We start from the raw sequence: 23,511 nt of genomic DNA on the forward strand, positions 1-23,511 counted from the left end.
ATCCAATATCAATGAATATCGACCGCCTCTGGTTCAGGAGTTTTGAGATTGTTTATTAAATTACAGAGTTCTAATCATTCTTCCATCTCTTACCTATGAACAAAAACTACGTCCTATTCCTATCCATTACAGCCGCATTGGGCGGGTTCCTGTTCGGTTTTGATACCGCAGTAATTTCAGGAGCAGAAAGAGATATACAAAAACTCTGGAACCTCAGTGATTGGACACATGGACTCGCAGTTGCCATGGCCTTGTACGGTACAGTAATAGGCGCTTTGTTTGGAGGGATTCCAGCTGATAAATATGGCAGAAAAGCATCACTGGTTTGGATAGGGGTGTTTTACCTGGTTTCGGCATTGGGTTCAGCCTTGGCCAATGACGTCAACACCTTTATGTTTTTCAGGTTTTTAGGAGGCCTGGGAGTAGGTGCTTCCTCCGTAGTGGCTCCAATGTATATTTCCGAAATTGCCCCAGCCAAAAGAAGGGGTCAATTGGTTGCCCTTTACCAATTCAATATAGTCTTTGGTATTTTGGTTGCCTATTTCTCCAACTACCTGATCGGCACAGCCAACTTGGCAGAGGCCTGGAGATGGATGTTGGGTGTAGAAGCAATCCCTGCTTTGATTTATAGCATCCTGATCATCAAAGTACCAAAAAGTCCAAGATGGCTCATTGCCAAAAGGCAGGACTATAAAAGTGCTAGAGAAATCCTCACCAAAACTGACCCGGATGGGGTGGATGAAGCCATTCGCCTCGCTATTGAAGAAAGTAAGGAGACCAAAGGAAATGTAGTCTGGACGGCTTTGTTCCATCCAAGGTTCCGGAAAGTTACCTTTTTTGCTTTCCTTATCGCTTTCTTCAATCAGATGTCCGGCATCAATGCCATCATCTACTTTGCCCCAAGAATATTTGAAGCAGCAGGGATCGCTACTGAAGATGCCCTTTTTTCCACCATTGGGATAGGTGTCATCAATATTGTTTTTACCATGTCAGGCCTATACCTGATTGACAAACTAGGCCGGAAAGTCCTGATGTATATAGGCTCCATAGGCTATATCATTTCACTTTCCCTGATGGCATACAGCTATTTTGGCGGAGCTGTAAGTAATACACTCCTGCCTTGGTTTGTTTTTATTTTCATAGCTTCTCATGCCATAGGGCAGGGTTCGGTGATCTGGGTATTTATATCCGAAATATTCCCCAATGAGCTTCGCGCTTTTGGACAATCCTTGGGTTCGTTTACCCACTGGATATTTGCAGCTTTGATAGCCAATCTATTCCCCTCCTTTGCCAGTTCCTTCGGTGCAGGAAACATCTTTGCTTTCTTTGCCCTGATGATGGTGCTACAACTGCTTTGGGTAGCCTTTAGAATGCCGGAAACAAAAGGAAAATCCTTGGAAGAAATTCAACAACAATTACAGAAAGAAAATGTCTAAGAAAGTCGTCTGTTTTGGTGAAATGCTTTGGGACTGTTTCCCTGACCATGAAATCCCGGGTGGGGCCCCTATGAATGTGGCCTTGCACCTCAATCAACTGGGTTTAGATGTGCAAATGATTTCCCGTATAGGTAAAGATACTCATGGAGAAAAACTTCTGGACTTTGTCAAATCCTATGGACTCCAAACCGCTTTAATACAGGAAGACGAGGATCACCCCACCGGCACAGTAACAGTCAACAACGAGGATCCAGAAAACATCAAGTACAGCATCAATTCCCCTGCGGCTTGGGATTATATTGGGCTGAATGAAAGCAATTCCCAACAGGTGAAACAAGCAGATGCATTTATATTTGGCAGTTTGGGAGTACGGAATCAAGCCAGTTGGGACACATTGTACCACTTACTGCATCATCCTGTATTGAAAATTTTTGACATCAATCTCAGGTCTCCCTATTATGATTTTGAACAGATAGAAATTATTCTCGGCTACACAGACATTCTGAAAATCAACGAAGACGAACTGGTCATCGTGGCCGATTATTTTGATATTGATGTTCCGGAGTCATCCGATGACATGCTCAAAACAGCCTCACAAGTATGCGCTTACCTCTGTGAACACTTCCCAATTGCATTGGTATGTGTCACCTTAGGCTCCAAGGGTGCCATGATCTATGAAGACGGAAAAATCTACAGACACACTGGCTATAAAGTACAAGTCACAGATACTGTTGGGGCAGGAGATGCTTTTTTGAGTGGCTTTGTCAAGTCCTATTTAGAAGAAAAAAAATCTGAAGAAATCCTGGACTTTGCCTGTGCCTTGGGAGCCTTTGTTGCCACCCAAAAAGGCGGTACTCCAAAGTATGATTTGGAAGAGGTGGAGAAGGTCAGGAGGGATTATTGATAGGACGTAGGTTGTATTTGTAAAGGATGCTTTTTTAATCATTATGTATTAATTCACCCCTGTCAAATGAAGGTGGGTTTAGGTAAATGATGTGTATTTACATATAGCACCTTAAATCCAGTTTAATCAAAAGGAATTCCAAATACCTTTCTTAGACTCCTACAGCCTGGTATCTATCTCAATCTTTGAAGAAATCATTCAGTAATAGCAATATAGGAAAGTAAATATTTTAAAAATTGAATTTATTTTCTGTGAAAAACTTTCAACATAAATACTGGGTAAATCATCCTCCATTTACTTCAATTTTTTATTTTTCGGTTGTTTTAATTTCACTGTTTAGCCACAAAGGCATTAAGATTTCTTAGTCGAGATCCTTTAAAAAGGGATATTAAAGTTTTGATATTTAATTATTTAATTATTATTTTCAATGAATTAAATTTTTATTTTGAATCAAAACCACGTAATATGTTAAGCCGAAGGACAATAATAGCTCTTATAGGATTATTACTTTGGACAATCACATCTAGTTGCACAAAAGAGGAAGAAACATTCATCCCAAGAGATCGCGGCACCATTTTAGAAATTCTAGAGAGGGGAAGTTTAAATAGGGAAGAGATCATTTCAAGAATGAATGAGTTGGATGGAAGTGCCCTTGCCCAATACGATGTTGATTTTTTTGCACTGACCTACAGAACCCAATATATGGGAAAAGCCATTGATACACGTGGTTTGATTATTGTGCCTCGAGGAGTTGATATAGCCAATTTACTAATGTACACTCACGGTACCGAATTGCCTTCTGAAATTTTAGGAGCCAATGATATTTCACCTTCCAATTATGCCGGGGAGATGGATAAAAATAGGGATGTGAGAAATATGGGTCTAGGTTGGGCATCCGCAGGCTATGTGGTTTTCATGCCAGACTATATCGGTTATGGTATCACGATCGGTACAGATCATCCCTACATGTACATGGAAGAAATGTTTGTTTCTAATATGGATGGGCTTTTGGCAGCTAAGGAATTCATTTTAAATCATACAGATTTAACCTATGACAACAGACTTTTTCTTGCCGGCTGGTCACAAGGTGGGGCTGCAAGTTTATCAACTCACAGATTTGTACAAGAGCAATTCCCTACTGAATTTAATATTTTGGGAAGCTCTCATTTGGCTGGGCCTCATAACTTTGAACGATTTCACAATGATAAAATGAGCAGGGCTGGAGAAGAAGTTTTGATTATGCCTATTTTCTCTTGGGCAGTTTATTCGATCAACAAATTTTCAGAGCTAAGACGACCTACTGACCAACTTTACAACTATCCGGTTTTTGACCAGATGTCTTCCATCCTCACTCCTTCATCTGACCCCGCACTGGTTTTCAAATCCCATTTTAGAACCAGCATTCTAAATGGAAATGACTCAGCATATAGAGCTGTATTGAAACGCAATTCCAATCATGAGGGATGGCTTCCTGTCGGAAAAGTCATATTGCACCATGGAGACGATGACCAGATTGTACCATACTATAACTCAGAAGATGCCAGAGATGGTATTCTTGCGGCTGGTGGGGAAGTTGAATTTTATACTTATCCAGGAGGAGGCCATACTTCAGAGTTGGGGAATTTCATTATCAATACTACAAACGAATTTAACTTACTAAAATGAATTGAGTCTGTCTTCCCCAGGCATACAGGGTGAAAGAACCACCTTAAAAAATGCTCTGGTAGCTATTAGGGTAAATACAAAATTCTCCCAAAAATCAGCACAAGTCATGAACATAAAACATTGAAAATATGAAAAGACTTCTAATTTTAGCTTTTTTCACTATACTACCTTCCCTTACCATGGCACAGTATAATATGCGGCCAAGTGCATATTTTCAGGACATGCTCTTTTATAACCCTGCTTCCACTCCCGAAATGGGCGAAGCTAGCCAACGTCTTTTGCTCTACAGTCGGACTAAAATCATTCCTGAGAATGAAGGGATATGGGAAAAAAGTCCAACATTTTATGCTGATTACCTCAGCATGAATGAAGATAAAAGCTCTTACTTCACTGTAGGATATATGAATGACAATTACTCCTATTTCAGTAGGAATTCGCTTTATGGAGGATATGGGAAAATTTTAAAGCTTGGAAACAACAGCAGTTTGACATTTGGAGGTAGACTTGCACTGCATTCGGACATCATAAACTGGTCAAATTACCAAATACCAAATGAAGAAACTGGAAATTCTCTTCGGCTTTCACCCGATTTTGATTTAGGAGCACAATTTCAATGGAAAGCATTCAAAATTGGGGCTTCCCTTAGGAATACAATCGGTCTTTCTCAAAAATTAGATGAAGAAGACATAATTACCACACAAAGGGCTTTTGTGATAAATACTTCTTATGAATTCACCATAAATGAAAGATTGATAGTAGCCCCCTATGTACTTCTGTATACAGAACTAAAAACCGAAATAGATGCAGGGGTTTTCCTAAGCTTTGATAGAAACGTAAACTTTTCTTACTTAATAAGAGTGAATGAGTTAAGAAGTATTTTCACCCTTGAAGGCAGATTATATCGTGGCCTATCAATTGGTGTGGCCTACGACCAATCTCCATTGCTTCCAAGCAACAACTTAGATATTTTCGTTAGGTATTTTTTCTGATTTAAATGCTTACAAAAATTCCATCGTCTATATTCTTGGCTGAGTAAAGGATAATTCTGTCACCATGCCGAATGATTTTTATTAGTTAACTGTCAACAAAAAGAAATAACTATTTGAAAAGCTAGCATAAGATTTGAATAACATATTTTTATCCGACTTTTATTTTCTTTTTTATGAAATCAAGCATGCTCGTGACAGAGAGTAATGGCGAAAATGTCACATAATGAGCGGAACTGCTATCGGGTTAAAATGAGAGATATTAACTCATCATTCAGCGTGGTTTAAAATTTTGTATACGAAAAATAAAAATATGAAAAATCAATCTTTACGGATAACGTTTGTTTGGGCTGCATGCCTGATGGTGTGCTGGAGTTGTGCGAGAAATCCTGTCACAGGCAGAAGGCAGCTGGTATTCATGTCTGAGGCGCAGGAAATTGCAATGGGAAAAGAGTCCGACCCCCAGATTATGGCATTTTTTGGCAATTACGAAGATGAAGAACTCCAGCAATTCATCACCACTAAAGGTCTTGAAATGGCAGCAATTTCTCATAGACCTCACTTGGATTACGAATTTAAGATTGTGGACTCTCCTGTCATTAATGCTTTCGCTGTTCCTGGAGGCTATGTATACTTCACAAGGGGCATCATGGCCCATTTCAATAATGAAGCAGAGTTTGCAGGAGTATTGGGGCACGAAATCGGACACATAACAGCCCGACATTCTGTCATTCGACAAAGGAATCAGATGCTAGGGCAAATAGGTCTTATAGCAGGGGTAATACTTGTCCCTGAAATATCACAGTTTGTAGAACCACTTTCTCAGGGAATGCAACTGGCTCTATTGAGTTTTGGAAGAGAAGCCGAAAGAGAGTCAGACAAACTTGGAGTGGAATATTCCTCAAGGATTGGATATGATGCAGTGGAGATGGCAGGATTTTTCCAGACTTTGGAAAGACAGCAGGCCCAATCAGGAGGTAATGAAATTCCTGATTTCTTATCGACCCATCCCTCTCCATCAGAACGCAATATCACTGTGGCAAGAATGGCTGGGGAATGGAAAGAAAAGCTCAACCTTACCAACCCCGAAGTAAATAGAAACACCTACCTCCAAAGGATTGATGGGCTGATAGTGGGAGAAGATCCGAACCAGGGATTTATCGAAAACAATACTTTCTACCACCCTGTTCTCAAATTTCAATTTCCTATCCCAAAAGAATGGAGCACTCAGAATACGCCTCAACAGGTTCAAATGGCTCCAAAAAGCGGAGATGCTCTCATGATGCTTAGCCTCGCATCAGGAACCTCACTTGAAGAAGCCTCTCGGGGAATTTTAGAGCAATACAAACTCGAACTAGTAGAATCAAACAAAGTTACCCGCAATGACATGGAAACTTTAGTGCTTCTCGCAGATCAAAAACAGGAAAAGGGTACTGTCCGGGTTTTGATGACCCTCATAAACTTTGGTGGTAACATTTACAACATCATGGGCATAGGAGAAATTTCCAAATTCCCAACCTACAGAAGCCTAATGGAGACTACAATGAGAAACTTTGCTGAACTTAAAGATACAGAAAAGCTAAATAGAAAGCCGGATGTGATCCGCATCAAAACAATTCCAAGAGCGATGACGCTGGAAGCTGCGTTTCGTAGTTACAACATGCCTCAGTCTAGGTTTGAAGAAATAGCTCTTCTTAACGGCATGCTACTCAGTGATGAAGTACCTCAAAATACGATGATAAAAGTAATAGAACGAAAATAAAAAATTTTAAGGGTGCTTATGCGATAATGTATTATTGGAGATTTCCGTATATTATTGGCCTGATTGATAATAATACTACGAACTCATCATATTTAATTTTATTGAATGCTGTTAAGTAGTATGGATATTAATTATACCCGAACGATGGAAAATGGCTGGTTATAGGATTTGTAGTGGTGTCTGATCCTATTAAATAAGTGGCCTGGGGGGTAAAGCGGAAAATCATAATTCTAAATAATTAGACCTTGAGAAATCGGTTTTTAAATATAATTTCAGTGCTATGTTTGGGTTTATATAGTGCTTTATTATTTTCCTGCGAGTCTGAGCCTGAAATCGAAGATAACAGGATTACACTTTCAGCAAAAGAGATGGAGTTATATACCCTACTGATGAATTATCGAGCGGAGTTTGGATTGGCCGAAATTCCGTTATCTGCCTCTCTTAGTATTGTAGCTCAAACACATGTAAAAGACCTACAGGAAAATAACCCTATGGTAGGTGAATGCAACAGTCATAGTTGGTCAGAGTTTGGAGAATGGACCCCTTGTTGCTACACAGCTGACCATGCACAAGCTGCATGCATGTGGAACAAACCACGAGAACTTACAGACTATCCAGGAATTGGATATGAAATAGCATCTTATAGTACTTTCAATATCAATCCAATTGGTGCATTGAATTCTTGGAAAAGCAGTCCAGGTCATGATGCAGTAATTAAAAATATAGGAGCTTGGACCCAAGAGTGGAAAGCTGTGGGGATAGGCATAAATGGTAGATTTGCAGCCGTATGGTTTGGCAGGGAAGAAGATCCTGCTGGAAATCCAAGGTAGGGTCTAAAGATTAATTTGTCCTCAATATTTCCATTTTCTCTTTGGCTAAGTAGTGCCATGATCATTTAATTATCTACTTAAAATAAAAATTGACCCCTAAGTTTATCCCTTCATTAATTCCATTCACACTCATTTTTGTATTACTGGTAATAACTTTTTCTGCTTAAGTGAGTTATTATTAATGAACTTTAAAATATCTTAAAATGAAAAATGTAAGAATATTATCCTTGGCAGTAGCTACATGCATCACTTTGGCTGCCTTTAGCTGTAATACCAAGGTCAGACAGGAAGAAGATGAGCCGGAAGTTTTAGATAAAGTGGTGGTAGAAGAAGAAGCACCTACTGTAGTTGAAATTGCAGGAGCATCCCCTGATCATACGACTTTGGTTTCAGCGGTATACGCAGCTGAGTTAGTTGAAACCCTCAATAGCGATGGACCCTTTACCATCTTTGCTCCTACCAATGCAGCTTTTGCAGCATTACCTGAAGGAACTGTGGAAAGTTTACTGGAACCCGAAAATAAAGATAAGCTCACTGAAATTTTGACTTATCATGTCGTTTCGGGAGAAACCATGGCAGCTGACTTGGAAGATGGACAAGAAATCACAACTGTTCAGGGAGAAAAATTAAAAGTCTCAATAAAAGACAGTAAGGTATATATCAATGATGCTGTGGTAACAGGAGCGGATATGGAAGGCAGAAACGGAGTTGTGCACATCATAGACGGGGTATTGCTACCAGAATGATCGAATCAACTTTATTAAGTAAAAGCCTGCAATCCTTCCTAGGGTTGCAGGCTTTTAAATTTATTTACATAATTTTTCAGATTACTTTTTCCAATGCTTTTTGCCAATTTTCATACACTCCGGCATAAGCATTTTTTTTATCCGTTTCAGGCTCAAATGAAGCCAGTCTTTCCAATCCTGAAAATGCTTCTTCAGCATTTGAATAGATTCCTGCTCCTATTCCAGCACCTCGAGCAGCTCCCTGAGCACCATCGGTGTCGTAAAGCTCCAAGACCACATCATTCATATTGACAAAAGCTTCCCTGAATAAAGGACTCAAAAACATATTGGCTTTTCCTGCTTTTACCGTTTTCAGGTTAAGCCCCATGTCCTTCATGATATCAAAACCATATTTAAGCGAAGAAACTATTCCTTCCTGCACTGCACGGAGCACGTGTCTTCTGTCATGTTGCAGCAGGTTCAATCCCATCATTTGGGCACCTACTGCTTGGTTTTGCATGATTCTTTCCACTCCATTTCCAAAAGGGATAAATGACAAACCATCTGCTCCAATTTGAGTTTCAGCAGCCAAATCATTCATTTCAGGATAAGATACAGCTTCTCCTCCTATCAGTTTTTTGGCCCATGAATTCAAAATACCTGTACCATTGATACAAAGCAAAACCCCGTAATGGGGGTCATCTTGAGAATGATTCACATGGACAAAGGTATTCACTCTGGATTTGGGGTCATAAACAGGCTTCGTACTTACACCATAAACGGTACCCGAAGTGCCCGCTGTAGTGGCCAATTCACCTTCACTCAAGACATTCAGGGAAAAGGCATTATTGGGCTGATCCCCTGCCCTATAGGTAATCGCAACTCCAGCCTCTATTCCCAGGATTTCAGCAGCTTCAGCTGTTACTCTTCCTTGCTGGGAGAATGAAGGCACTACATCTGCTATCAGGGATTTGTCTATACCATAATTCTGAAGGAGCTTTTCTGACAATCCATTTTCCTTAAAATCCCAGAATATCCCTTCGGAAAGCCCAGTTTCGGATGTCAGGATTTCACCTGTCAGTTTCATGGCGATATAATCGCCTGGCAACATGATTTTGTAGATACGACTATAGGTGTCTGGCTCATTTTCCTTAACCCATTTGAGTTTGGATGCGGTGAAATTTCCCGGTGAATTCAATAGGTTAGGTAGACAGTATTCTTCTCCCAATTCCTTGAATGCCTTATTACCAATCCCCACTGCCCGACTGTCGCACCAGATGATTGCAGGACGGATGACTTCTTTGTTTTTATCTACACAGACAAGTCCATGCATTTGATAAGAAATCCCGATTGCCTTGAGCTCACCCTTCTTGATATCAGCAGATTTCACAATCGCGTTGGTGGTTTCCACAATGTATTTCCACCACATTCCCGGATCCTGTTCCGCCCAGTCCTTTTGGGGAGAATGGATGGGCATTTCTACTTTTGGCAGGCCTTCTGAGGCAACCACTTTTCCGGTATCCGCATCCAATAGGGTAGTTTTTACTGACGAACTACCAATGTCATATCCTATCAATAACCTTCTCATTTTACCAGAATACTATATAAAGTGCTGCAGTAATTCCTGCGATGATTAATGCTCCGATTTTAAAACCTGCACTGGTTTTGAATAGATCACCAGTAATATCAATACTATTTGGATGGTCTTTCCCTTTGCCTTCATACAAACTGATGGCAATCATCAGAGCAGCAATCGCCAAAAATACAACACCCATTCTATCAAGAAAAGGCAGGTCAGGCATTCCCCACTTCAGCAGTACTGAAAGTGGTATGCTTATAGCAGCTCCTGTAAGTGCTGCATTCGAAGTGGTTTTTTTCCAGAATACCCCAAAGAAGAAAATTGCAAACACACCTGGACTGATAAAGCCTGTGTATTCCTGAATAAACTGAAACGCTTGATCCAACTGACCCAATGCAGGAGCTACAATCGCAGCGATAACAAAAGCAACAACAGCCGTAATCCTTCCAACAGCTACCTGCTTTGTCTCTGAGGCATTTTGGCCAATATACTTTTTATAAATATCCATGGTGAAAATAGTGGATGTACTATTGGCCATAGAAGCCAAGGAAGAAACAATCGCTGCAGTCAGAGCAGCAAACGCCAGGCCTTTCAATCCTGAAGGAAGCAATTGAAGCAAAGTGGGGTAAGCCCTGTCGGATTTGATAATTCCACTTACCGGATCCTGCATAGATTGTATAAAACCCGTATCAATTCCGTTTTTCACAATAACCAAAGCTGCAATCCCTGGAATCACGACAATCAAAGGCATCAATAATTTTAAAAATCCTGCGAAGATCATCCCTTTTTGGGCTTCATCCAGACTTTTTGCAGCCAAAGCTCTTTGGGTGATATATTGGTTAAAACCCCAATAACTGAGATTGGTGATCCACATACCTCCAACCAAAACAGAAATTCCCGGTAAGTCCTGATAGGCATCATAGGTACCTCCCTTTCCATCAGGGATCATCATTTCACCTCGCTCCAAGATCATAGAGAAATGTCCAGGAACTTCTTGTCTCAACAATCCAAGTCCTTCCCAGGCACTACCCTCTCCTACCATTTGCAAGGCGATGTAAGTAGTTGCCAAACCACCTAAAATCAGGAAAAAAACCTGTACCACATCTGTCCAAGCTACGGCTTTTAATCCTCCGTAAATTGAATATATCATAGCAAAAAGCGCAAGCCCTGCTATTCCATATCCAAGTGGAATATTCATGATTGTATTCAAAGACAAAGCGCCCAGATAAAGCACTGAAGTCAGGTTGACAAACACATATAATAGCAACCAAAAGATAGCCATGGTAGTCCTTACTCTGGTATCATACCTGTCCAAAAGGAAGCCCGGCATAGTGTAAATCCCTTTTTTGATATAAATGGGAAGGAAGAAAATCGCAACCACCAAAAGGGTAATGGCAGCCATCCACTCATATGTAGAAATGGCGAGCCCCAAAGCAAATCCTGATCCGGACATGCCGATAAACTGCTCAGCGGAAATATTGGATGCAATCAACGATGCCCCAACTGCCCACCACGGTAGTGCTTTGGAAGCCAAAAAGTAATCTTGTGAATTCTTGACATGGCCTTTTTTCTCGCGTGAGACAAAAAGCCCCATGCCCACTATCAGGCAGCAGTACCCGATAAAAACAATGAGGTCTAATGGTTCTAGTAGCATAGGTATGGTTTATTGTATTAGGTTTGAGGTGGAATACATTTTTATCCAAATCATTCTATTCTTCAATAGAAATATCTCCAAATATAATATTTTGAAGTAATTGACTAAGGGTTTTTGTATATTTATACACAAGCATTTTGAACGGCTGTTTAAGAATCTTATGATTCTTCCTGCAGGATTAATTGAATTATTTCCCAAAAGTGACTTCAAAACCTAAGGCAGATAACCTGAGAGTTGCTTCAAATGCTAATTCAAAAGCATTCGATTCACGAATTGATTGAAACATCCATGAATAAATTGTCTCTAAGTCTTCTATTAATTCTGATTTCAGTTTCCTTAGATTATTCACAAACCGTCCTGAAAGAACTTTTCAAAAACTTGTTTACTATCAGAAAATAGATTGAACAACAGTTATAACTATTTTTGATTTCTCTTGATTATATTCAAATATGTTAAATTCCAAAATTCCAGAAGGTCCTATACAACATAAATGGACGCAATACAAAGCCAGTGCAAAGCTGATCAATCCAGCAAATCGCAAAAAATATAAGGTTATTGTAGTCGGAACAGGGCTGGCTGGATCTTCCTGTGCTGCAAGTTTATCAGAACTCGGTTTTCAGGTTGAAGTCTACACTTTCCATGAGTCTCCTCGAAGAGCACACAGTGTTGCTGCCCAAGGAGGAATCAATGCCGCAAAAGACTATAAAAATGATGGAGATAGTGTCTGGAGGATGTTTTACGATACGGTAAAGGGTGGGGATTTCAGATCGAGGGAAGCCAATGTGTACCGCATGGCCGAATGTTCCCTTGCTTTAATTGACCAAGCAGTCGCCCAAGGAGTTCCTTTTGCAAGAGAATATAGCGGTTACCTGAGCAACCGTTCTTTTGGAGGTGTTCAGGTAAGTAGGACATTTTATGCAAGGGGACAGACAGGACAGCAATTGTTGCAAGGTGCCTATCAGGCTTTGATTCGTCAGACAGCTGTTGGAAACATCAACCTCCACACAAGGCATGAAATGATGGATTTGGTAGTAGTGAATAATAAGGCAAAAGGCATAGTGACCCGTAACCTCGACACTGGAGAAATCAAAATCATGGAAGCTGATGCAGTTGTTTTGGCTACAGGTGGTTACGGGAAAATTTATTACCTCTCTACGTTGGCTATGAATTGTAATGCTTCCGCAATCTGGCGGGCCCATAAAAGGGGAGCTTTTTTTGCAGCGCCAAGTTGGACCCAATTCCACCCCACTTCACTTCCTCAAATGGGAGACTACCAATCCAAACTTACCTTGATGTCTGAATCCCTCAGAAACGACGGTAGAATATGGGTTCCGAAAAAAAAGGCCGATGACAGACCTCCGCACGAAATTCCTGAGGAGGAAAGAGACTATTATCTGGAGAGAAAGTATCCTTCCTACGGCAATTTAGCCCCGAGAGACATTTCTTCTCGCGCTGCCAAAGAGCAGATTGATGGAGGACATGGTGTAGGCCCAATGAAAAATGCTGTCTATCTGGATTTTGATTCTGCTATTGCACAAGAAGGAAAACCAACCATTGAAAAACGCTATGGAAACCTTTTTGACATGTATAAAAAAATTACTGGTATGGATGCCTATAAGCAACCCATGCTCATATCACCCGCAGCACATTTTTCTATGGGCGGGCTTTGGGTAGACTACGAATTGATGAGTAATCTTGAAGGACTTTTTGTGCTTGGAGAAGCCAATTTCGCAGATCATGGCGCAAACAGGCTTGGGGCCAATTCCTTATTGCAGGCCTGTGTAGACGGTTATTTTATAGCTCCGCATACCATCATGAATTTCTTAGCAAGTGAAAAACCACATGAAACCATTGATCAAATTGAAAAAGAAAAGCTGATTACAGATACCCAAGAGAGGCTTGAAACATTACTGAAAATCAAAGGCAACAAAACTGCTGAGGAGTTTCATAAAGAATTGGGGATTATCCTTTACACAAAATGTGGATTGATTCGGGAAGAAGCCGTCCTTTTGGAAGCAAAATCCCAAATACAGGAATTGCAAAAAAGTTTTTACACTGACCTACTTGTACCTGCCGGAAATCAAATCAATTTTGAACTGGAGAAAGCTGCCCGGGTGGAAGATTACCTGGAATTGGCCCTATTGATCGTTGAAGATGCACTTCAAAGGGAAGAATCTTGCGGGGCACACTTCAGGAAAGAATTCCAGACCGAAGAAGGTGAAGCCAAAAGAAATGATGAAGAATTCAAGTTTGTTTCTGTTTGGGAATCATTGGAAAAAAATGTATTCAAATTACATAAGGAAGATTTAGATTTTGAAAACATCAAAGTTAGCGAAAGGAGTTATAAATAATATGAAGCTGATAATACAAGTTTGGAGACAGGAAAGTAGAGATGCAAAGGGCAAGTTTGAAAAGTACAACTTAGAAGGGCTGGACGAAAACATGTCCGTTCCGGAAATGCTGGATTTTTTGAATGAAAAACTCATCAAAAGAGGGGAAGACCCCATCGCTTTCGAATCTGATTGTCGGGAAGGCATCTGTGGTCAATGTGGCTTCGTAATCAATGGACATGTTCAAAGCCCCGAAAAACAAGCCACTACCTGTCAAACACACCTACGCAGTTTCAAGGACGGAGAAGAAGTATTTTTGGAACCATTTAGGGCTACTGCATTCCCCATCAAAAAAGATCTTTGTATTGACAGAACAGCCTTAGACAGGATCATTGCTAAAGGAGGATATATCGGTGTCAATACCGGACAGGCGCCAGAAGCAAACAGCATTCTAATTGGACATGATACGGCTGAATCAGCATTTGATGCCGCTGCATGTATAGGATGTGGTGCATGCGTAGCAGTTTGTAAAAATGCCAGTGCAGCACTGTTCACCGGAGCCAAAATAAGCCATCTTTCCATGTTACCACAGGGAAAATTAGAAGCAAAAACAAGGGTTCAAAAAATGGTTGCCCAAATGGATGCTGAAGGTTTTGGCTCCTGCACATTTACAGGAGCCTGCGAAAAGGTTTGTCCTCAGGGTATTTCTCTTGCCAATATTGTCACCATGAATAGGGAGTTTTGGAAAAGCTAATTCCAAAATCACCAATCGTTGGATTCTTCTTCAGAAAGTTCATATTTAAGAGTTCTCCCTTTTTCCACAGCAGGCAGTCCCTCGGTCATCCATAAAGGTGCAGGAGCACCCTTCAGATAATGATCAAAAAACTGTGATAGCCTGACAGATAAATCTTTCCTGTTTTTTCTTAATCTGAGGTTATGATCTTCATCATTGTATTGGAGAAGCCATGCAGGTTTATTCAATCTTTTCAATGCCATAAACATCTCAATCCCCTGGTACCAGGGCACAGCACCATCCGCATCATTGTGCATAATAAGAACAGGAGTTTCTACCCTATCCATATAAAAGAGTGGGGAATTCTGAAGATAATACATTGGTTTTTCCCAAAGTGTACCCCCAATCCTTGATTGAGTTTGTTCATATTGAAACATTCTGCTCATTCCGGTTCCCCAACGGATACCACCATAGGCAGATGTCATATTAACTACCGGTGCTCCTGCTCCTGCAGCCTTAAACATATTGGTTCTAGTAATCAGATGAGCCACTTGATACCCACCCCAGCTTTGACCTTGGATTGCCATATTTTTTACATCTACGTATCCCCTGCTGACAATATTCTGAACTCCTGGAATGATACAATTGAATGCACTTGGCCCGGGTAAACCTAGGTCATATTTAATATCAGGCACAAAAACCAAATAATCATTACTGACAAAAAACGGGATATTAATGATGGATGCACTTGGCACGGGTGCTCTATAATTATGAAGACCGTCTGAGTTCCTTTCATAGAAATAAGTCATCATTGGGTATTTGTGTCTTTCATCAAAGTTTTCTGGTTTGAAAAGAAGTCCTTGCAAAGCGGTACCATCATTGGCCATATAATTGATCAGCTCTACAGATCCCCATTTCACCTGAGATTGCTGCGGGTTAATTTCAGAAACCTTGACTAATGACTGAAGAGAAAGGTCAGTCATGTAGACATTTGGGTTGTCTTTGTAAGTTGATCTTCTTAAAATAACTTTGTCTGCTTCTTTGGCTTTTAAAAAGCCGAAATATCGATGGTCAGAAAAAAGTAGCTCTTGAGGTTCCGAAGCTTGGGTATAATTGGCTGTAAAATACCCATCTCTCTTATCAAACTCATGAAAACCACTCAAAATGAATGCCTTACTTGGATCAATTGACTCTTCTTCAGGGTCCAGTTTCTGTCTTCTGAAAGTAATTTTTCTTTTCCTCCCCTCGCCAGCAGTCAGGTTTATTGGAGCTGCATTGCCAGTGGGATCAACTTTCCACACATCGTATTGATCGTAAACCAAAAACGCTGCATCACCTTTGATCCAGCCTGCTGCACCATAACTTGATGGCATAGCAGGTGAGTCATGCGTCTCATCATAAAAATTGATTCCTACACTTTTGGTCATATTGGTGAAATTTCTCTTAGCAATGTCAAATGCCATCCAAGAACTGTCTTTATAGGAGTACCAATAGACAAATTTACCTTCAGGAGACAATTGAGGGTTTCCTGACAAATTTTCCTGCATGAGGTACCTGTGTCCATTTTCAAAATTTACAATGTAAACATCTTTACCAATTTGAATGTCCCAGCTGTAATTTCTGCGGTAAGGGCTCTCATCTGTACCTATGCCAACTTTAAGTTTTGCATTTTTATCAATGCTTACATTCGGGATTTTTTCATCTGCCAATTGCAAAACCTTACCATTCCGGAGGTCATAAAGTGCCAGATACGTTCTTTTTTCTTCTCTTTCTCTATTTCTCAATTGCATGGGCTGTATATCAGCATCCTGCCAACCCCAGATATCCAACTTCACCCTATCCTCATCCAGGATGGTAGTATCATCTTCATATTCAAAAGTCCTGTAATCGGGTGCAGTTCCAAAAAACAACCTCTCTTCATCTTTGGAAAAAAATATCCTTCCGTTTTTGGAAATCATACCCTCAATCCCCTCCGAGTTTCTTTCAAGAATCTTTTGATTGGATTCCTTTGCAATATCGTACAGATACAAATCATAGTATGGCTTTTTAGATTCCAGTGAATCCTCAGTTGTAAGGAAAGCCAAATACTTGTTGGTAGAAGAAAATGCTGGTGCAAGATATTCTGTTTTTCTGACATCAATTATTTTAGAGATTCCTGTCTGAAGGTTCAAAAGAAAAATTCCTGTATTTTTCAATGTATCCTCTTCTGCTTTGATGTAGTAAAAAAAATCACCATTCTCTGAGAACCCGTAGGTTTTGACCCTGTGAAATTCAAATTTCTTACTCCCCTCAAAGTTTCGAACGATAAGCTTTGTCCCTTCAGAATTCCGAGGACGGTCTTTTTTCTCAGTTTCTAGTTCCGTGGAATCATTTTCTGCCTTATTCTCAGGTTTTGATTTTTTTTCTTTTTCAAAATGAATAGCCAACCAATCTCCTTTTTTCTTTGGCTGGGCGTAGGATTTTACCCTGGCAAATTTTTCTATACCTGCATTCTCCAGATCAAAAATGAACAAACTGTCTTTCGGCATTTCATCTGACTTTGCCTTTTTCAATTTAAGGTAACGGACAGAATCCCGCTCGGGAACAATTTTACCAACGGCAAACCTTCCATCGTGAGAAAATGACCAGTTACCACCACGAGGAACTATAATTTTCCTATCTGAAGTTTTTGTCCCAGCTATTTCAAGCCTCCCATCACCTTCCTGTGGATTAACTTCGTATCCAATCCAGTTTCCATTTTTGGTGATCTTTTCAGCGCTGATTGATTCCCAGCCATCATAATCATTATGTGTAAGTGACCGTTTTTCTTGGGCAAATGTCAGGGTGACTAAGAATACTAATAAAAATGTTAATAAATGCTTTACTCTAATCAATTTCATATTAGGACATTAATTTTCCGGAAATCTAACAATAGAATTCCTATGCAACAGTCAAAATTATTTTAATGGAAAGTATTTGGTTTTAAGGCCCAAATTAAAAAAACCATAAAAGCTCAGAAATTCATCTTGGCTTTTATGGTTTGGTTTATATTATTCCGAAATTAAAATCAATTACCTAAAGTAATCTCTTTTTCAACGTACCCACCTCGTGTTGAGAGCAATTTGATTTTTCCTTTTACAGGCTCGTTATGGTTGACTTTCACCCTGAAGACAGACTCTTTAGACTCCCCTGCTTCCGTGTAGCCAGCATAGATCGTCTTGTCATATAATTCAGGGCTGATAATTTGTACCTTCGCATTTTCAAAACCTTTCATCAGTTCCTTATCAAAATCAAGCATCAATCGATCTTCCTGTACGATTTTTACTCTTTTTGCCTGATCTAAAGCTACCGGCAGTTTCCCTGAATTACTCCATTTGACCCTGATTTCGTACTCATCACCGGACTTGTTAACTTGAACGTCGTTGATTTCAATCTGAGGTAAATCCATGGCCATGGCCAAGTTGAATAGTGACTGCTTTCTGATCCAGCCTTCCAATTGCCAAGGTGGCCCGTTTTGTGAGAAGAATTTTGGATGGAATCCACCTATCTCAATCTCACCCAACTGCGGATGGTCAAATTTTTCCCAGGATTTAAATCCCCTGGACTCATTCTCTTCATCATCCCACATCAATGCGTCATAATCATCAAGGATACCATCTCCATCATAATCTTTCATCGCACCATTATTCCATAGTTCATCTCCATACCAAATAGCTCCATAATAGAAATAACCGAAATCTGGCCCATGTCCAAATAGGGGATTAGGTTTTAGAGGATCTCCAGTGAGTCTGTTAACTTTCCATCGGGTAGAATAGGTTTCGTAAACATCACCTGCCCAAGGATAGCCTGTAATACTCATCCCCAAGCTATCATAATACTCATATATTTTTCTATCTTTCTCAAACATGGACTCCTCAGAGGAGGATGTAGAAGGTGGCCTCAGGTGCATGGGAACCCTAGTGTCCAAAGAGTTTACTACAGATATATTAGGGTGTGAAAGCAACCATAGTACTGTAGACCTTGTCTCAATCTCGCTCAATGGATATTCACCGGCACCAAACTGGGTATATCCTCTTCCTGTCATATCTCCTCTCCTATCAGGCCGCCAGTTTTCAGGGTAGTTTCTATGTAAGTCAAGTCCACCTATTCCATCTTCGTTGAACTTACCGTCCCCATCATTGTCTATTCCTTCAGTGTACATCAGGTACTCACCTTGTCCTTCAAAAACCCTTTTCATCAGTCTTCCGCTGGGATCCCGTGGATCAAGGATATAATTGGCTTCTGCCTTTTCTTCATCAGTTATAGCTTTTTTCCGCATCATGTGAATTACACCATCACCATTAAGATCTTCCTCAGGATCCTCATCATATAGACCATCACCGTCTACGTCATAAGGACGCACAGTACTTCTGTTTCTTTGTTCTGAAAACAGATACATATTTGAACCGTCAGGATTATTCTGAGGTCTTACATAAATGGTCTTCGTGTCTATCAGCTTGGTGATTTCAGGATCTTTACCATAATTTTCCAGCAAATGCTGCGTCAGCCAAAGAACGGCTTCACTAGCCGTGACCTCTCCACCATGACGTCCTCCTTCAAAATATGCCGCAGGTTTATCCGTATGCTTGCCGGTTTTTTTATTGGTAATGGTCATCTGAAGAATCGGACGCCCTTCATATGACTTATCCACTTCATACAACTCAGTGATCTCAGGATACTTTTCTGCCCACAACCTATACCAATGGTACATCACATCTGGAGTATGGTAGATGTCAAAAGTCAGTTTGTCCCCAGGCTTATATTCAACCTCAGGAAACTCATATTTCTTAAAAAAGGACTGCCCATGTCTCTCACCGGATACCGTATAAAATTTTGACTTTTCGTCATGTTCCGGCCATGTCTTTTCATTCAGGACCTTTTCCTGCGCCATTGCCATTCCCGAACCAAGCAGGAGTGCTCCAAGCGAAGAGAGTATAATTTTGTTCATATTATTTAAGATTGGTTTGGAATAAAAGTAAAGGAGTTAATCTCATGTTCCTAACCGCTCAAAAAAAAGTCCCGGACAATTCTGCCCGGGACTTTTCAATATAATTAAACACTCTTGAAATTAATTTTTAATAATCAAAAGGAAGTCAGTAGATTCATGCTGCTCAAACCCTACTACTGACTGTGGTCTTGGCAACTGTCTCAAGACAAAGCCTACCCGTTCTTTCAAACCCTTGTCAGCGTCTTCTTTGATAACTTTATATCCTGCTATCTTACCTTTCTCACTTACACTCAAAATAACCCTCAACTCTGTTATTTCAGCACTCTTCTTTGTTCTGAAAATAAAAGGAACATAACTATCTATGATTTCATTAGTGAACTCGGGAAATTCCCATGGAGATCCATAAACATCATCAGACGTTGAATGAAGTCTCAATTCTGAAGAAACCCGACTATTCTCGTCGTCTTTTTCAGAAGTTACACTGGCAGACACACTGAAAGAAATCAATGCAAGTGCCATTATTAGAACAGAAAGTTGAAACTTCTTTATCATCACATCTCTATTAGAGAGACAAGTATACATATTTAATTGTTTCAAACACAATTTTTTGCATTTAAAAAAATATCGGATGCAAATAAAAAAGTCTTGCCAAAAGCAAGACTCTTTTCAGAATATAAACCCAAATATAACTTTAGAGATTAAAAGTTTCATGTACAAACTGCTTGATACTAAATTATTTGGAGGCAATTGCAGTTATTTCTTTTTCAATAATGTAACCTACCAAAATATTCTATACGTATTCAAGATGAAAAGCAAAATAAACAGATTCATGTCATATTTACAAATTGAAAAATAAATTTTGGTATTTTTTAAGTATTTTATAATTTGACAGCATTATTATTAACATAGATTCAAAACAACCCCTTCAAAATGGACAAAATTTTAGATATCGATAATGTAGACCTTAAGATCATTTCACTTTTAAATGATGATGCTAAGACTCCTTACACAGAAATAGCAAAGAAAGTATTCGTGTCCTCAGGTACAGTTCATGTTCGCATGAGGAAATTGGAAGACATGGGAATAGTTAAAAGCGCAACATTGAACATTGATTTTTCAAAATTAGGCTACGACATTTCTGCATTTTTAGGAATCTATTTGGAAAAGAGTTCACTATATGACAACGTGATCGAAAAACTCAAGGAAATCACTGAAGTCATCAATGCTTATTATACAACCGGAAATTATAGCATTTTTGCCAAAATCATCTGTAAAGACACCAATCACCTAAGGACCGTTTTGGATAAAATCCAAAAAGTAGAAGGCATTGATAGGACAGAAACCCTGATTGTACTCGAGGAAAGCATTAATAGACCTATTCAGTTTTTTGACAAATAACATGATTAAAATCATTTTCTGATAAAAATAAATTTAGCATAAAAACCAATTTAGATTAAATCTAAATAAATAAATTTTTTCATTATTCAATGAATAATTATAACATTATAATCACAGGTGAATTTGTATGATTCATCTGTGATTTTTTTTATTATATTGATAACCAATTATTTAACCTGATATATAATTGGTATTTTCAATATTTTTATACGACATCGAACAATTATTTTTTCTATAATGTTGTACCTTCGAAGCACAAACTATAATTAGTCTAAATAACTCACCTCATGAGCAAAGACAATCAAATCTTAGAAGAATTTACCTCAAAGGAGTACGAACATGGCTGGTCTGTGAATTATGAAGCCGATGAGGCTCCTATTGGACTCAATGAAGATATTATCAAATGGATCTCTGCCAAAAAAGAAGAGCCACAATGGCTTTTGGATTGGCGATTGAAAGCTTTTAAGGCTTGGCTGGAAATGAAAGAACCAGAATGGGCCAATGTTCATTATCCTAAAATTGATCTTCAGGCATTAAGGTATTATTCCGCTCCAAAACAGGATAAAAAACCTAAAAATTTAGATGAAATAGATCCTGAATTGTTGCAGATATATGAAAGGTTGGGCATTTCACTCAACGAACAAAAAAGACTCCAGGGAATAGCCGTTGATGCTGTCCTTGATTCAGTGTCTGTAGGAACTACTTTTAAAGATACCTTATCAAAATTAGGTATAGTCTTTTGTTCTTTCAGTGAAGCTGTTCAGGAACATCCTGAATTGATCAAAAAGTATCTTGGTTCAGTAGTACCTATGACGGATAACTATTATGCGGCCTTGAACTCAGCTGTTTTTTCAGATGGCTCGTTTTGCTACATCCCTTCAGGGGTGAGATGCCCGATGGAATTGTCCACTTATTTCAGGATCAATGCAGCCAATACAGGTCAATTTGAGAGGACACTTATAGTTGCGGAGGATGATTCATATGTATCATATCTTGAGGGTTGCACTGCACCACAAAGAGACGAAAATCAACTTCATGCCGCAGTAGTAGAAATATACGCTGCAAAAAATGCAGAGGTCAAATATTCCACTGTACAGAATTGGTTCCCCGGAGACAAGAATGGCAAAGGCGGTATCTATAATTTTGTAACCAAAAGAGGCATATGTGCAGGTGACAACTCCAAGATATCCTGGACACAAGTAGAAACTGGATCTGCGGTCACTTGGAAATATCCTTCCTGTATACTTAAAGGAGATAATTCAGTGGGTGAGTTTTATTCTGTAGCCGTGACTAACAATTACCAACAGGCGGATACAGGAACCAAAATGATTCACATCGGTAAAAATACCAAGTCAAGAATCGTATCAAAAGGTATTTCTGCAGGACATTCCCAAAATTCTTACAGAGGTCAGGTTCAGGTCATGAAAAGGGCTACTAACGCAAGAAACTTTTCACAATGTGATTCTTTATTGATGGGAAGCAAATGTGGGGCACATACTTTCCCATATATCGATATCCAAAACTCCACTGCAATGGTAGAACATGAGGCTACCACTTCCAAGATCGGAGAAGATCAGCTCTTTTATTGCAATCAAAGGGGTATCAGTTCTGAGGACGCTGTAGCACTTATTGTTAACGGTTATGCCAAGGAGGTATTGAACCAACTTCCAATGGAATTTGCCGTCGAAGCACAAAAATTATTGGCACTGACGCTTGAGGGATCTGTTGGATAAATTAATTAACACTTAGAATCAATAGAATTTACAATATGCTTACCATAAAAAACTTACACGCATCAATAGAAGGTACACCTATTTTGAGAGGTATCAACTTGGAAATAAAAGCTGGGGAGGTACATGCCATCATGGGCCCTAACGGTTCAGGGAAATCAACTCTGGCCTCAGTGCTTGCCGGAAGGGAAGAATATGAAGTCACTGAAGGAGAAGTTATTTTTAAAGGTAAAAACCTACTTGATTTGGCTCCTGAAGACAGGGCAAGAGAAGGTGTGTTTTTAGCATTTCAATATCCAGTAGAAATCCCAGGTGTCAGCTCTACAAATTTTCTTAGAACAGCTGTCAATCAGGTGAGGGAATACAGAGGATTAGAACCTCTGGATGCAGTCAAATTCCTTTCAACTATGAAAGAGAAAATGAAATTGGTAGAAATGGACCAAAAATTACTGAGCAGGTCTTTGAACGAAGGTTTCTCAGGCGGTGAGAAAAAAAGAAATGAAATTTTCCAGATGGCGATGTTGGAACCAACACTTTCGATTCTGGATGAAACAGATTCTGGATTGGATATAGATGCATTGAAAATCGTTTCCAACGGAGTCAACAAACTCAAATCTCCTGAAACCGCTTCAATAGTGGTGACCCACTACCAAAGGTTATTGGACTATATAATTCCTGATTTTGTCCATGTACTTTATAATGGCAGGATTGTAAAATCAGGATCCAAAGATTTGGCTTTGGAACTTGAAGAAAAAGGATATGATTGGATCAAAGAAGAGGTGGACACAGCTTCTGTTTAATTCCTAATCCCTT

Annotated in this window: 17 protein-coding genes; 12 read left to right on the forward strand and 5 right to left on the reverse strand. The window is 39.6% G+C overall.

What is annotated here, in order from left to right:
* The first annotated feature begins 95 nt into the window (after positions 1-95).
* The 7 genes from EA341_RS17470 to EA341_RS17500 all read left to right on the forward strand — a co-directional run bounded on the left by EA341_RS17470 (position 96) and on the right by EA341_RS17500 (position 8,329).
* Positions 96-1,436, forward strand: coding sequence for a sugar porter family MFS transporter (locus tag EA341_RS17470; RefSeq protein WP_293016456.1), 1,341 nt, complete (start codon positions 96-98; stop codon positions 1,434-1,436).
* Positions 1,429-2,340, forward strand: a complete 912-nt coding sequence (locus tag EA341_RS17475) for a carbohydrate kinase (RefSeq protein WP_293016457.1) — start codon at positions 1,429-1,431, stop codon at positions 2,338-2,340. The genes EA341_RS17470 and EA341_RS17475 overlap by 8 nt, the downstream gene beginning before the upstream one ends.
* Positions 2,341-2,805: 465 nt before the next feature.
* Entirely contained in the window at positions 2,806-4,005 is a 1,200-nt protein-coding gene (locus EA341_RS17480) for a hypothetical protein (RefSeq protein ID WP_293016458.1), read from the forward strand.
* A gap of 128 nt (positions 4,006-4,133) precedes the next feature.
* Complete coding sequence (locus tag EA341_RS17485; protein WP_293016459.1) at positions 4,134-4,994, forward strand: type IX secretion system membrane protein PorP/SprF; 861 nt, start codon at positions 4,134-4,136, stop codon at positions 4,992-4,994.
* Positions 4,995-5,304: 310 nt separating this feature from the next.
* A complete protein-coding gene (locus tag EA341_RS17490) occupies positions 5,305-6,753 on the forward strand; it encodes a M48 family metalloprotease (protein ID WP_293016460.1) in 1,449 nt (482 codons plus the stop codon).
* 284 nt (positions 6,754-7,037) lie between these two features.
* Positions 7,038-7,583 carry a hypothetical protein gene (locus EA341_RS17495; protein WP_293016461.1) on the forward strand — a complete coding sequence of 182 codons (546 nt, stop codon included), beginning with the start codon at positions 7,038-7,040 and terminating at the stop codon, positions 7,581-7,583.
* 203 nt (positions 7,584-7,786) lie between these two features.
* Entirely contained in the window at positions 7,787-8,329 is a 543-nt protein-coding gene (locus tag EA341_RS17500; protein WP_293016462.1) for a fasciclin domain-containing protein, read from the forward strand.
* A 76-nt stretch (positions 8,330-8,405) separates the two neighbouring features.
* Here the strand turns inward: EA341_RS17500 and EA341_RS17505 are convergent, their stop codons facing one another.
* Complete coding sequence (locus tag EA341_RS17505; RefSeq protein WP_293016463.1) at positions 8,406-9,896, reverse strand: FGGY family carbohydrate kinase; 1,491 nt, start codon at positions 9,894-9,896, stop codon at positions 8,406-8,408.
* 1 nt (position 9,897) lies between these two features.
* Entirely contained in the window at positions 9,898-11,541 is a 1,644-nt protein-coding gene (locus EA341_RS17510; RefSeq protein WP_293016464.1) for a sodium/sugar symporter, read from the reverse strand.
* 449 nt (positions 11,542-11,990) lie between these two features.
* On the opposite strand from EA341_RS17510, the gene EA341_RS17515 reads away from it, so the two are divergent.
* Positions 11,991-13,892, forward strand: a complete 1,902-nt coding sequence (locus EA341_RS17515) for a fumarate reductase/succinate dehydrogenase flavoprotein subunit (RefSeq protein ID WP_293016465.1) — start codon at positions 11,991-11,993, stop codon at positions 13,890-13,892.
* Position 13,893: 1 nt separating this feature from the next.
* A complete protein-coding gene (locus EA341_RS17520; protein ID WP_293016466.1) occupies positions 13,894-14,625 on the forward strand; it encodes a succinate dehydrogenase/fumarate reductase iron-sulfur subunit in 732 nt (243 codons plus the stop codon).
* 8 nt (positions 14,626-14,633) lie between these two features.
* On the opposite strand, the gene EA341_RS17525 is transcribed toward EA341_RS17520, so the two are convergent.
* From EA341_RS17525 to EA341_RS17535, 3 genes are all read right to left on the reverse strand, one after another.
* Positions 14,634-17,483 (reverse strand): prolyl oligopeptidase family serine peptidase, encoded by a 2,850-nt coding sequence (locus EA341_RS17525; protein ID WP_293016467.1) that lies wholly within the window; start codon positions 17,481-17,483, stop codon positions 14,634-14,636.
* Positions 17,484-17,650: 167 nt separating this feature from the next.
* The gene (locus tag EA341_RS17530; protein WP_293016468.1) at positions 17,651-19,570 is read right to left on the reverse strand and encodes a M14 family metallopeptidase; all 1,920 of its coding nucleotides are present in this window, start codon (positions 19,568-19,570) and stop codon (positions 17,651-17,653) included.
* Between the two features lie 120 nt (positions 19,571-19,690).
* Positions 19,691-20,152, reverse strand: a complete 462-nt coding sequence (locus EA341_RS17535; protein WP_293016469.1) for a hypothetical protein — start codon at positions 20,150-20,152, stop codon at positions 19,691-19,693.
* A 348-nt stretch (positions 20,153-20,500) separates the two neighbouring features.
* Here EA341_RS17535 and EA341_RS17540 point away from each other — a divergent pair, with 348 nt between their 5' ends.
* From EA341_RS17540 to sufC, 3 genes are all read left to right on the forward strand, one after another.
* Positions 20,501-20,968, forward strand: a complete 468-nt coding sequence (locus EA341_RS17540) for an Lrp/AsnC ligand binding domain-containing protein (protein WP_293016470.1) — start codon at positions 20,501-20,503, stop codon at positions 20,966-20,968.
* Between the two features lie 287 nt (positions 20,969-21,255).
* Complete coding sequence (gene sufB / locus EA341_RS17545) at positions 21,256-22,701, forward strand: Fe-S cluster assembly protein SufB (protein WP_293016471.1); 1,446 nt, start codon at positions 21,256-21,258, stop codon at positions 22,699-22,701.
* A gap of 35 nt (positions 22,702-22,736) precedes the next feature.
* The gene (gene sufC, locus EA341_RS17550; protein WP_293016472.1) at positions 22,737-23,498 is read left to right on the forward strand and encodes a Fe-S cluster assembly ATPase SufC; all 762 of its coding nucleotides are present in this window, start codon (positions 22,737-22,739) and stop codon (positions 23,496-23,498) included.
* Positions 23,499-23,511: the final 13 nt, after the last annotated feature.

Source organism: Mongoliibacter sp. (assembly GCF_007692705.1).
Classification (GTDB): domain Bacteria; phylum Bacteroidota; class Bacteroidia; order Cytophagales; family Cyclobacteriaceae; genus Mongoliibacter.